This window comes from Rhodococcus erythropolis NBRC 15567 (assembly GCF_001552595.1).
Taxonomy (GTDB): Bacteria; Actinomycetota; Actinomycetes; order Mycobacteriales; family Mycobacteriaceae; genus Rhodococcus_F; species Rhodococcus_F erythropolis.
The window spans coordinates 94,929-106,758 of the sequence record NZ_BCRM01000009.1; the positions used below are offsets into that span (position 1 = coordinate 94,929).

The 11,830-nt window shown below is 62.4% G+C and carries 11 protein-coding genes; 9 read left to right on the forward strand and 2 right to left on the reverse strand.

Annotation, left to right across the window (positions count from 1 at the left end; genetic code table 11):
- The first annotated feature begins 64 nt into the window (after window positions 1-64).
- Together RE4_RS14675 and RE4_RS14680 are read left to right on the forward strand one after the other, a co-directional pair.
- On the forward strand, window positions 65-901 hold the full coding sequence (locus RE4_RS14675; protein WP_019747605.1) for a class I SAM-dependent methyltransferase: 837 nt from the start codon (window positions 65-67) through the stop codon (window positions 899-901).
- Window positions 901-2,289: an FAD-binding oxidoreductase gene (locus tag RE4_RS14680; RefSeq protein WP_019747606.1), complete on the forward strand. Its 1,389-nt coding sequence runs from the start codon at window positions 901-903 to the stop codon at window positions 2,287-2,289. The genes RE4_RS14675 and RE4_RS14680 overlap by 1 nt, the downstream gene beginning before the upstream one ends.
- A gap of 27 nt (window positions 2,290-2,316) precedes the next feature.
- Here the strand turns inward: RE4_RS14680 and RE4_RS14685 are convergent, their stop codons facing one another.
- Window positions 2,317-3,516 (reverse strand): serine/threonine-protein kinase, encoded by a 1,200-nt coding sequence (locus RE4_RS14685; protein WP_020906948.1) that lies wholly within the window; start codon window positions 3,514-3,516, stop codon window positions 2,317-2,319.
- 227 nt (window positions 3,517-3,743) lie between these two features.
- Between RE4_RS14685 and imuA' the strand changes: the two genes are divergently transcribed.
- From imuA' to RE4_RS14720, 7 genes are all read left to right on the forward strand, one after another.
- Window positions 3,744-4,649: a DnaE2-dependent mutagenesis accessory factor ImuA' gene (gene imuA' / locus RE4_RS14690; RefSeq protein ID WP_060938818.1), complete on the forward strand. Its 906-nt coding sequence runs from the start codon at window positions 3,744-3,746 to the stop codon at window positions 4,647-4,649.
- The gene (locus RE4_RS14695) at window positions 4,646-6,199 is read left to right on the forward strand and encodes a DNA polymerase Y family protein (protein WP_029254945.1); all 1,554 of its coding nucleotides are present in this window, start codon (window positions 4,646-4,648) and stop codon (window positions 6,197-6,199) included. The genes imuA' and RE4_RS14695 overlap by 4 nt, the downstream gene beginning before the upstream one ends.
- A 164-nt stretch (window positions 6,200-6,363) precedes the next feature.
- Window positions 6,364-7,209: an alpha/beta hydrolase gene (locus tag RE4_RS14700; RefSeq protein ID WP_060938819.1), complete on the forward strand. Its 846-nt coding sequence runs from the start codon at window positions 6,364-6,366 to the stop codon at window positions 7,207-7,209.
- A complete protein-coding gene (locus RE4_RS14705) occupies window positions 7,196-7,951 on the forward strand; it encodes an alpha/beta fold hydrolase (RefSeq protein ID WP_019747611.1) in 756 nt (251 codons plus the stop codon). Before RE4_RS14700 ends, RE4_RS14705 begins: the two co-directional genes overlap by 14 nt.
- Window positions 7,952-8,018: 67 nt before the next feature.
- Window positions 8,019-8,360 (forward strand): DUF6292 family protein, encoded by a 342-nt coding sequence (locus RE4_RS14710; protein ID WP_020906953.1) that lies wholly within the window; start codon window positions 8,019-8,021, stop codon window positions 8,358-8,360.
- Window positions 8,361-8,405: 45 nt separating this feature from the next.
- Window positions 8,406-10,043 carry a sulfatase family protein gene (locus tag RE4_RS14715; RefSeq protein ID WP_060938820.1) on the forward strand — a complete coding sequence of 546 codons (1,638 nt, stop codon included), beginning with the start codon at window positions 8,406-8,408 and terminating at the stop codon, window positions 10,041-10,043.
- 87 nt (window positions 10,044-10,130) lie between these two features.
- Window positions 10,131-11,087: a R2-like ligand-binding oxidase gene (locus tag RE4_RS14720; RefSeq protein ID WP_060938821.1), complete on the forward strand. Its 957-nt coding sequence runs from the start codon at window positions 10,131-10,133 to the stop codon at window positions 11,085-11,087.
- 9 nt (window positions 11,088-11,096) lie between these two features.
- Here the strand turns inward: RE4_RS14720 and RE4_RS14725 are convergent, their stop codons facing one another.
- Window positions 11,097-11,735 (reverse strand): HD domain-containing protein, encoded by a 639-nt coding sequence (locus tag RE4_RS14725; protein ID WP_019747615.1) that lies wholly within the window; start codon window positions 11,733-11,735, stop codon window positions 11,097-11,099.
- Window positions 11,736-11,830: the final 95 nt, after the last annotated feature.

Below are 11,830 nucleotides of genomic sequence, written 5' to 3' on the forward strand. Positions count from 1 at the left end.
TGAATGTTGTCGGGCTCCGAGGTTGTTGGGCTCCGAGTACCAAAAATATTGAAGGAGAACGGTAATGAGTGAATCGACGGAAACGCTCGGGCTGGATCGTGAGCTGAAGGCCAAGCATCGGGCCATGTGGGGTCTCGGTAACTATCCGGCGGTGGCCACGCAGGTCATTGCGGAACTCGGGCCGGTACTGGTCGGCGAGTGCGGTGTGCAGAAGGGTGACCGCGTGCTGGACGTCGCGGCGGGGTCCGGCAATGCCGCCATTCCGGCGGCCGCGCTGGGTGCGCAGGTGATCGCCACTGACCTGGCTCCCGAATTGTTCGTAGCGGGTAAGGAGGCCGCTTCCCTCGCCGGAGTCGAATTGGACTGGCAGGAGGCCGATGCCGAGGCTCTTCCTTTCGGCGACAACGAGTTCGACGTGGTGCTTTCGTGCGTCGGTGTGATGTTCGCACCGCATCATCAGCGCGCCGCGGACGAACTTGTGCGAGTATGCCGACCCGGCGGAAAGATCGGAGTGCTGAGTTGGACTCCGACGGGATTCATCGGCGAGATGTTCAAAACGATGAAGCCGTACGCACCGCCGCCGCCTCCTGGTTCGCAGCCGGCGCCTTTGTGGGGCGATGAGAACCATGTTCGTGATCTGCTCGGCGATGTGGCCTCGAGGAAAGACGTACTTCGTGTGGACACATTCAGCGGGCCGGAAGAGTTCCGTGATTTCTTCAAGAAGAATTACGGGCCGACCATCGCGGTGTACCGGAACATCGCCGGCGATCCCGACCGAACGCAGGCGCTGGACCGCGATCTGCTCGAGTTGGCGGAAAGGTACGGCAGCGGAAGCGAACCGTTCACGATGGAGTGGGAGTACCTGCTGGTCACCGCGACGCCCGATGGGGGAGGTGCGTGATGACGACGGTCGAGTTCGCGCCACTGAAATCGGCGATCACAGGTTCTGTGTTCGGCCCCCGAGATCCGGAGTACGACGACGCCAGATCGATCTGGAACGGGCAGATCGATCATCGTCCGGCGGTGATCGCCAGGTGCCGGTCGGCGTCGGATGTGGCTGTGGCACTTGCATTTGCCAGAGCCCATTCGTTGGAGGTTTCGGTCAGAGGTGGCGGGCATTCCTACCGAGGCACATCGGTGTGTGAAGGCGGAGTGATGATCGATCTCAGTGCGATCAACGTAGTCAGCGTCGCCCCGTCAGCGAAGCGAGCCAGGGTCGGTGGTGGTGCGACGATCGCCGACCTCGACAAGGCGACGCAGGAACACGGGTTGGCGGTGACCGGCGGAGTGATCAGTGATACCGGCGTCGGTGGCCTGACACTCGGTGGTGGCATGGGGTGGTTGACCCGCACGCTCGGCCTGGCGATCGACAATCTGGTGTCGGCAGAGGTGGTGCTCGCCGACGGTTCGATCGTTCGAGCCTCCGAGAACGATCACAGCGACTTGTTCTGGGCACTGCGCGGTGGCGGCGGAAATTTCGGAGTGGTCACCGAGTTCGAGTACCGTCTGAGCGAGATCGGTCCGGAAGTGCATCTGGGACTGTTCTTCTGGGGGATGGAGGACGGACCCGCAGCGCTTCGTCTGTGCCGCGAGGTAGTGCCTGCCCTGCCGAGAAATGCGGGTGCGATGGTTGCCGTCAGTTTGTCCGCGCCGCCGGCGCCGTTTGTCCCGGATCAATTTCACCTACTGCCCGGATACGCGTTGCTGGTAGCCGGTTTCGGATCGGAAGTAGAACACTCGAACGCGATTGCGCCGATTCGAGAGGGCTTGCCGACGCTTTTCGAGTTCGTCACTCCGATCCCGTACGTCGGCTTGCAGTCGATGCTCGACGAATCGGAACCGTGGGGTGCGTACGCCTATGAGAAGGCTTTGGACCTGGTGGATTTCTCCGACGACGTGATCGATGTTCTGACCGAACAAGCGGGCAAGAAATCGTCGCCGATGTCCTTCATGCCGATCTTTCCGCTGCAGGGAGCTTTCACTTCCGTCGGCGAGGACGACACAGCGTTCGGTGGTTCTCGCACACCGCATTACGTGTGCAATATGACGGCGACGGCCACCGATGCCGGGACGCTGGAATTGGATCGATCGTGGGTGCGTGAGACCTGGGAAGCCTTGCGTCCGTTCTCATCCAACCAAGGCGGGTACGTCAACTTCATGACCGACGTCGACGAGGACCGAGTGCGAGCTTCCTACGGCGCGGGGAAGTACGCGCGGTTGTCCGCAGTCAAGGCGAAGTACGACCCGGACAACGTGTTTCACCTCAATGCAAACATTCTGCCTGCGTGAAGCTTGTGCTCAGACCGTGAACACCAGTCAGGCGGTGAACACCAGGATGACGACGATCAGTGCGGCCAAGACGATGACGGCGACCATGCCGGTCATGGCGAGGGGAGCCCACGCGACTACCTTGTCGCGGGTGCTGGCATCGGCGGGTCCGGTCGGCATCCGCGGCGGCCAGGAGAACATGTCCATCGGACTGGGAACGTTTCGCAGTGGCGTGTTCTGTTGCACTGCAGGAAGTCCGGTGACCGTGGAGCCGGTCAGGCGATTGCGGCGGTGTGGGTCGGCGAGTTGTGTGGTGCGGTGAGCCCAGGCCGGCACGGCGCCCTCGGACGAGTAGACGGGAGCGTCGATCAACTGATCGATCGTGCCGCCGCCGGTCGCGGCTGCGGCGAGCGCGTCGCGTGCCTGAGCCATCGTCGGCCGACGGGTCGGGTCCGGCTCGAGGAGCTGAAGGAGAACATCGGTGAGCGGTCCAGACTTGGTGGGTCGGTAGATCTCGGCCTTGGCGACACGATGCAGTAGGGCGATGGCGTCCGAGTCGATGCCGAAGGGCGGTTGGCCCTCGATCACCGTGTAGAGCGTCGACCCGAGTGAGAAGACGTCGCTGGCCTCGGTGGGGTCGTCGCCGCGGGCAACTTCGGGTGCGAAGTACGCGGGAGTGCCGGTGATGACCTCGTCCTGGGTGTCGGACACGTCGCTCTTTGCGCGGGCGATGCCGAAGTCGCTGATCTTGACGGTGCCGAGGGACTTGCCTCGGTCGGCGATCAGGATGTTGCCGGGTTTGATGTCGCGGTGGACGATGCCGGCGGCGTGCGCTTCGGTGAGTGCCGCAGCGATCTGCGCGCCGATCTGCGCGACTTCGAGTGGTGGCAACGTGTCCGCCAGGTTCATGGCCTGGGCGAGGCTGCGAGCCGGGAAGTACTCCATGACCAGCCAGGGTTCGCCGGACTCGATCGCGACGTCGTACATGGCGATGGAGTGGGGATGGGTGAGCTTTGCGGCGTTCCTGCCCTCGCGCAATGTACGTTCGCGGACCTCTTCGGCCGTTTCGGTGTCGAGGCCTTCCGTACTTGTGACCTGTTTCACCGCGACGTCGCGGCTGAGGAGGGTGTCGCGGGCCAGCCAGACGGCGCCCATCCCTCCGTCGCCGATCTTGGAGCGGAGTCGGTACCGCCCCGCCAGCAGGTATTCGGGCCCGATGCCCCTCCCGGTCTGCTCTTGAGCTGTCACATCTCAAGGTTAATGGATTGATGCCACTGTGACGCTCGAGGCTCCTGTGAACTGGGTTTTTGGCTCTGCTTGACGTGTCGGGGGTGACACGGTTTACTGAAAACAGTTCGAAAATATGTTCGAAATTGCTGTTCGTTGGATGCATGTCAGACCCGACTTCCCCGCGGTTTGCCGGCTGGTTATGGATTGCTGCCGAGTGAGTTTTTCCGGTGTTCCGGAGGATGGGGATGACCGAGGTGACCGAGTTGGTAGAGCTGTCGGCAGATGCGGCGGGGTTGTCCCGTCAGGATCGGCTGGCACAGCTCCGCCGACAGATCGCGTCCATTCCCTCGCGAGGCGATACGTCGTTTTCGGGACCGAGTGTTTCCGGACCTGGTGTTTCTGTGGCCGGTGTTCCTGTGGCTGGTGTTTCCGGGACAAGTGCAGCGGCCTCCGAGAGTGTTGCCGACCGGGACAGGCCGGTTGTGGACCGTGCGCACAAAGCCGGTGTCCTCCCGGTCCCGGAGGGTATCGCCGCATTGTTACCGCAGGGCGGTTTGGTGCGGGGAACCGTGGTGTCCGTCGAGGGTGCAGCGTCCTTGCTTTTGGGATTGGTCGCATCGGTGACGGCGTCCGGAGGACATGTTGCAGTCATCGGGCAGCCTCGATTGGGATTGCTGGCAGCGTACGAGATGGGTGCGCAACTGGAACGTCTGGCACTCATTCCGGCGCCTGGGCCGGATCCGGTCGAGATCGCCGCCGTGCTGCTCGACGGTATGGATCTGGTGATTCTGGGATTGGCGGGTGCGTCGGTATCCCCGTCGCGTGCTCGGGCGGTGGTCGCACGTGCTCGGAGCAAGGGCTCGACTCTTGTTGTCACCGAAGGTCACTGGGACGGAGCCGAGGTTCGGTTGGACGCTCGGGTTCATGGCTATGGTGGGTTCGGTCAGGGTCGGGAGTTGGGGCGTGGACGGCTCAGTTCCCTGAGCCTCGCGGTTCGTGCTCGGGGGCGCTCGTTCCAGCCCCGGACCACGCGTCTGGACATCTGCAGTGCAGCCGGGCGGGTCGAGTGGGTACCTTCTCGGCCGGTCGAGGATGTGTCGTCGCAGGTGATGCCGGAGCAGGTGGTGTCGTCGCAGGTGGTGTCACTGTGAGCAGAGTTCTGGCGTTGTGGTGCCCGGACTGGCCGGCGGTGGCAGCGGCAGCGCTTGCCGATCTTCCGGCCACACATCCCGTCGCGGTCACCTCGGGTAATCGGGTGATCGCATGTTCGGCGACGGCTCGTGCGGAGGGAGTGCGACGAGGCCTGCGCCGACGCGAGTCGCAGGCTCGCTGCCCGGAACTGTATGTGGCGATGGCAGATCCGGAACGCGATGCAAGATTGTTCGAGCCGGTGGCCGCGGCCATCGACGCGGTGGCACCGGGCGTCGAGGTACTCCGTCCTGGTTTGTTGGTGCTCAGCGCGCGTGGTGTCAGTCGGTACTTCGGTTCTGAGGAAGCTGCGGCGGAACGATTGGTGGATCAGGCATCTGCTGCGGGTGTCGAGAGTCAGGTGGGGGTGGCAGATCAGCTGTCCACGGCGGTCATTGCCGCGCGCCGGGCAGCGCTGGTGCCGCCGGGGGAGGGAGCACGGTTTCTGGCGCCGCTACCCATGCCGGAGTTGGCTGCCGAGCCCAGCCTGTCTGCACCGCATCGCGGGGAGTTGGTGGATCTGCTGCGTAGGCTCGGGATCAGAACCATCGGTGCTTTTGCGGATCTACCGGCAGTGGACGTCGCTTCGCGTTTCGGTGCCGATGCGGTGCTCGCGCATCGTGCGGCGCGCGGTGAACCCGAACGGCCACCGTCGGCGCGGACACTTCCGCCGGACCTGGAGGTGGAGCAGCATTACGATCCGTCGATCGAGCGGGTGGATGCCGCAGCGTTTGCCGGGCGCGCCTTGGCGAGTCTCCTGCACGACAAGTTGTCTGCTGCCGCGGTGGCGTGCACCCGTCTGTCGATTTCGGCCAGCACGGGTAACGGTGAAAATCTTTCTCGGACTTGGCGTTGCGCCGAACCTCTGACGCCGGAGGGAACGGCCGATCGAGTGCGATGGCAACTGGATGGCTGGCTCACCGGGCGCAGTGAGACCCGGCCAACCGCAGGCATAGCCGTGTTGCGTCTGGAACCGGTGGAGGTAGTCAGTGCCGGCGCTTTGCAGTTGGGGCTGTGGGGCGGTGTCGGCGACGAGGAGGAGCGAGCCAGGCGAGCATTGGTGCGCGTGCAGGGTCTTCTGGGTGGCGAATCGGTTCAGGTCGGTGTCCTGAGCGGAGGTCGAGGGCCCTTGGAGCGAATTACCTTGTTGCCCTTGGGTGACGAGCGGGTAGCTACCCATGATCCGACAGCCCCGTGGCCGGGCCGTCTGCCACAGCCGTCTCCGGGGTCGATCTTCGTCGACAATCCCAAGGTGTGGCTGGGGGATGTGGCCGGTAACGCCGTGTACGTCACTGAGCGCGGTGTCTTCAGTTCGCAGCCGGGAAGGCTGAAGTGGGGGAGCAAGGAATGGGCAGTGCAGGGGTGGGCCGGGCCCTGGCCGGTTGACGAGCGATGGTGGGACGCTGCCTCGGCACGCACGGCGGCGCGGGCTCAGGTTCTGTTGGAGGAATCGCGTGCGCTGCTGATGATCTGTGAAGGCGGTGGATGGTCGGTGGAGGGTGTGTACGAATGAGCTCGCAGGTATAGCCAGCTGTACCCGCCTGGTCGAGTCGACTGTACGAACAGTAGGGGCGTTGGCACCATCGTCATGCCGTCGCTCGGCTCCTAGCGTTGATGACATTCAAAAAGTAACCGTTGCAATGATTCTCACCGTTGCAACTCTTTACGAGGAGTGTCATGGCAACGGCGGGTCGACCTGAAGTTTCCGGAACCGATCGACTTCACTACGAGCAGACGGAGCTGCACGACGCACAACTTCTGGCGTACGACGAGTCTGGCGAAGGCCGGATCGTGGAGGTGTTCGGCGATGTCGCCACAGCCGAGCACATCGTCATCTTCGTGCCTGGCAACGACAACGGATTGGGAAACTACTTCGACGAGAACCGTCCGACCGGACCACGAGCGAGCGGATGGACACTGGGAAGAATGCTCCGAACGCTCGGACCGGACGATCAAGTCGCGGTGATCGTGTGGGTCGGCTATAGGACGCCGTGGGGATTTCTCGAGTCGTTCTCGCGGACACTCGCAGAACGCGGTGCGATCGATCTGGCGCGATTGACACACATCCTGCCGCGTTCGGCGCATGTCACGCTCATCGGACACAGCTACGGGGCCGTGGTGTGCGGACTCGCCCTCCCGTCGGCGCGAGTAGACGATTGTGTGGTGCTTGGTAGCCCGGGGATGGGGACCAGTTCTCGCGAAGACCTGTGCTTTGCCGGAAATCTCTGGGCCGCGCTGGGGCCGTCGGACTGGATTCGGTATTTCCCACGCGTGAAGATCGGTCGCCTCGGGCACGGCCCGTCTCCAGTTCGGGCGCAGCACGGAGCTGTTGTTTTCGACACCGGTGCCATTCGAGGGCATTGTGGATACTTCGCCGATGCAAGCGAGTCGCTGCGCAACATCGCGAGGATCGGGCTCGGTCGCTACGACGAGGTCACGCGGCCAGGGCAGTTGCCGCCTCGGCTGACAGCTTCAGCAATCCACGAGGACAGGTCTATCCTGGGAACTCGTGAGTGTCGCTAACGTACGAAGTGCCGGCGGGGTCCAGATCAGCTACCGCGATTCCGGCTCGCATCCCAGTGTTGCCGATCTGCCTCCGGTAGTCCTCGTGCACGGAATGGGTGGCGACAGCGGTACCTGGGACAAGTTCGCGCGGACCTTGCGATCACGCAACCGGCGAGTTGTCTCGGTCGATCTTCGCGGCCACGGCCGGAGCGCTCGGGCGTCGTCGTATCTGTTCGACGAGTTCGCCGACGACGTCATGGACGTGTGTGATCATCTCGAACTCGATCAGGTGGACCTCGTCGGCCATTCGCTCGGCGGGCACGCGGCGTCGTTGATCGCGCAGAAACGACCCACCGTGGTGCGGAAGTTGGTCATCGAGGAAGCACCGTTGCCGCTACGCGCAGGTGACGCAGAACAGGTATTCGCGAGGAAATTGCCGAGTGTGCCAGAACTGTGGCATGCAACAACAAGTTTGGTGCGGCATCCGCGAGCTGCGCTGACGTTCGATCGCTCGATGACGCGGTCCGCGCTCGAGCAGTTCCGCCGACCGGATCCGCAGTGGTGGGATCGGTTGCCGCTCATCGAGGCTGACATGTTGTTCCTGCGTGGAGGTCTGGGCGGGATGGTGGATCCCGATCGCCTCGACGCTGTTGCCGCCACCGTCGCGCGCTGCGAATTGGTCTCGTTCCGTACCGGCCACAGTGTCCATCGCGACGGCCATCGCCAATTCGAATCCGTTGTGTTGCCGTTCATTTCCTGAAAGCGCAATACTCGATCAGTTCCAGCAGGAACCCATCCGCTACGCGTGCGGCACCGAATGTACTTCCATGCATACCAACGGCAACGACTGGTCCGCACACGAATACGTCGACGCGGTAGCACGATCCGTTCACGGTGAGACCGTCCGATGGCCGCAGGGACCGAGTATGGATGCGGTGATCGTTCTGCCAGTTCATGCCCGAAACCATCCGGGGAAGAATGCGGTTCTGCTCTGGAATCACGACTTCGGTTGGTCGTGGGGTGTCGAGGAGGCTGACGTGCGAAGGACGATTTCGATTGTCGACCCTCTCGGTATCGGCCGGACACCGGATCCGCTGCGCTGCGCGGATCGAGTCATCGAACTGATCAGCGCCGAGGCAGTTTGCTCGCGCATGTGTAGCGAACACTGATTCGGTCAACTCTGGGGCCACAACGCCTCCGAGAGGACGACGCCCGTGAACCCAGAGAACGTTCTTGCCTCGCACTGTCATTCATTGCCGCGCCGGACGTTCCTCGGTGGCGTCGGTGCTCTTGTCCTCGCCGGAGTGGCAGACGTGGCAACCGGCGCGGCGAGCGCGGCGCCGGCGAAAGCATCGCCCGCCGATCGGTTTCCGCAGAAACCCAACATCGTTGTCATCATCACCGATCAGGAGCGCCGGCCGATGTATTGGCCGCAGGGCTGGGCTGATCAGAATCTGCCCAACCGCAAGAGGATTGCCGATCACGGGCTGACGTTCGACCAGGCAGTGTGCAATACCGCGATGTGCTCGCCCAGTCGTAGTACGTTCTTCACCGGCCTCTTTCCCGCGCAGCACGGGGTCACCAGAACCCTCACCGAAGGCGGCACTGTCTCACCCACCGAGCCACAGTTGCAAGTCTCCGAGCAGAACATGGCAAAGCTGCTGGCGTCGGCCGGCTACAACGTTCAGTACCGGGGGAAGTGGCATCTGAGCAAAGGCGTCGAGGGTGGAGATCCGACAAGTGACGATGTAGCGGGATTCGGCTTCGAAGGGTGGATTCCCCCCGACGCGGGTCAGGACACCAATCCGGACCACTTCGGTGGCGGGTGCGCCGACCATGATCGCCGTGTTGCCGAGGAGGCAGTCGATTTCCTCTCCGGATCTGCGGTCACATCCGGGCAGCCTTGGGCGCTCATCGTCTCGTTCGTGAACCCACACGACGTCCTCGCGTACCCCCAGACCTGGAATGCGATGAACGGAACGTGCGACAACTATGGATCGGACGCGCCAGGTGCCTTCGAGCAGGGGATCGACTTGCCGCCCACTTTCGACGAGATCCTGGCACTCAATCACAAACCGACAGCGCAGGTTCAGTCGGAATTGCTACTCGCAGCCGGGCTCGGGCCGCTGCTCGGGCCTGATCAGGCACGCAACTACATCAACTTCTACGCCTACATGCACAAGGTGGTCGACGAACACATCGGCAGCGTGCTCGACGCGATCGAAGCCACCCCGCAGATGCTCGACGACACGGTGATCGTACGGATGTCCGATCACGGAGAGATGGGGATGAGCCACGGAGGTTTGCGGCAGAAGGTGTTCAACGCCTACGAGGAAACGCTGCGCGTTCCACTGGTCATCAGCAACCCCCTGCTGTTTCCCGAACCCGTTCGCACAGACGCCTTGGCGTCGTTGATCGACGTGATGCCCACTCTCGCCACTCTCGCCCAAGCGCCAGCGCGTGAATCGTGGAACTTCTCGGGTACCGATCTGACACCGGTCATCATCGACGCTGCCGCCTACCCCCACGGTCCCAGCGCGCAGGTTCAGGACACGATTCTGTTCACCTACGACGATCAGAATTGTGCGACGCCCGACGGTCAGAACATCGTCACGCAGCCCAATCACATCCGCTGCATCCGGGAGAGCCGGTGGAAGTACACGATGTACTTCGATCCTGCGGGAGTTGCTGCGCCGCAATACGAACTCTACGACTTACAAGCCGACCCCTTGGAACTGAACAATCTAGCCAATCCGCTCAATATCGGCTCGTATCGGCCGGATCTGGCGGCTCAGATGAACGCCAAGCTCTTCGCAGTGATGGAGACCAAGGGCGTTTCTCTGAAGGAATAGATCGAATTTCGCCAAAACTGATTCACGTTTCAGTTCTGCGGGCATGCTGATGGGGCATCTGTCTTCGGTTCGGGAAGAAGGAATGTCATGACTGTCACCTCGCCGGGGCGAGAAGGTTTCAGTACTCTTCGGTCGGGAGGGTTGAACTGGGATTCGTTCCCACTCCGATTGTTCACCAAGGGAAATGCCAAATTCTGGAACCCAACCGACCTCGATTTTTCCCAGGACGCTCGTGACTGGCAGGAGCTGACCAGCGAGCAGCAGCGCAGCGCCACCTTCCTGTGCGCGCAGTTCATTGCCGGTGAAGAAGCCGTCACCGAAGACATTCAACCGTTCATGAAAGCGATGTCGGCTGAGGGGCGATTCGGCGACGAGATGTACTTGACGCAGTTCTGTTTCGAGGAAGCCAAGCACACCCAGGTCTTTCGGCTGTGGATGGACGAAGTGGGATTGACCAGCGATCTGCATTCCTACGTCGCTGACAATCCGTACTACCGGCAACTGTTCTACGAGGAGTTGCCTTCGTCGCTACGCATTCTCGAGACGGATCCGAGTCCGGTCAACCAGGTGCGTGCCAGCGTCACGTACAACCACGTCATCGAGGGCAGTTTGGCTTTGACGGGCTACTACGCCTGGCAGAAAGTCTGTGCGACGCGCGGAATCCTGCCTGGCATGCAGCAATTGGTGCGAAAGATCGGTGACGACGAGCGACGGCACATGGCTTGGGGGACGTTCACCTGCCGAAGGCACGTAGCCGCCGACGATCACAACTGGGACGTCGTCCAGCAGCGGATGGGTGAACTCATGCCCATGGCACTCGGAATGATCAACTGGGTCAACGATCAATTCGAGGTGCAGCCGTTCGGTTTGGACAATCAGGAGTTCCTCGAGTACGCCGCAGACCGTGCGCAGCGCCGACTTTCGGCGATCGAGTCCGCGCGCGGGCGCGACGTCGCCGAGATCGACCTCGACTATTCGCCGGAGACCCTCGAGGAAAAGTTCGGGGCGGAAGATGCCGCTGCGATGAGTGAGGCGGCCAAATGACAGCGAATTCTATTGGGGCCAAGCCGAGTTCTGGATGACCTCGACAAAATCGATGTGCCGAAATCCCGGCACAAAATGTTCGAGTACGTCAGCGTTGACCGTCCCGAATGTACTTTCGGGACGGTGCTTGAAGCCTTCGGTGAAAGCCTTCAAGATCTGATTCTTGAAATCCGGGCGCGGGTGAGCCGCGGTGACGGCGTCAATGTCGGCCTGGTCGAGTTCGCTGTATCCGATTCCGAGTACGTCGGTCTCCACACCCGCTGTCACCAAGGCGATTTCGGGTTCCAATCGGGAGGGGATCTCGGGCGTCGTGTGCAGAGCGATGCCTTCCCACACTGTGCGGATGTCGGTTTCGTCGACTCCGTAGCCGGTGAGGAATCGCCGCGCTTCGTCGGCGCTGTCCAATTCGAAACGTGACGTACTGTCCCGGAATTTCGCGGTGAGCCCCAGGTCGTGGAACATGGCGCCGACGTAGAGCAATTCGGGGTCGGCCTGCAGACCCAGACGCGCTCCTTGAAGCGATCCGAAGAGGAAGACACGTCGCGAGTGGTGAAACAGTAACTCGGACGCCGTATCTCGTACCAGCTCGGTGGCGTCGGCAGCCATCTTCGAATCGGGGATTTTCACACCGGCAATGATCGTGGTCATCGGTACCTGCTCTGCTCGTCGTTGCTGCGAATTTCTCGGTCTATCCCAGTGTCGGTCGAGCACGCCCGCGGGCGCACCCTGATCTCGGCCATACT

Coding starts and splice junctions, on each gene's coding strand:
- RE4_RS14720 (WP_060938821.1), top strand. CDS start 10,131: ATGACTGTCACCTCGCCGGGGCGAGAAGGTTTCAGTACTCTTCGGTCG.
- RE4_RS14680 (WP_019747606.1), top strand. CDS start 901: ATGACGACGGTCGAGTTCGCGCCACTGAAATCGGCGATCACAGGTTCT.
- RE4_RS14675 (WP_019747605.1), top strand. CDS start 65: ATGAGTGAATCGACGGAAACGCTCGGGCTGGATCGTGAGCTGAAGGCC.
- RE4_RS14710 (WP_020906953.1), top strand. CDS start 8,019: ATGCATACCAACGGCAACGACTGGTCCGCACACGAATACGTCGACGCG.
- RE4_RS14700 (WP_060938819.1), top strand. CDS start 6,364: ATGGCAACGGCGGGTCGACCTGAAGTTTCCGGAACCGATCGACTTCAC.
- RE4_RS14725 (WP_019747615.1), bottom strand. CDS start 11,735: ATGACCACGATCATTGCCGGTGTGAAAATCCCCGATTCGAAGATGGCT.
- imuA' (WP_060938818.1), top strand. CDS start 3,744: ATGACCGAGGTGACCGAGTTGGTAGAGCTGTCGGCAGATGCGGCGGGG.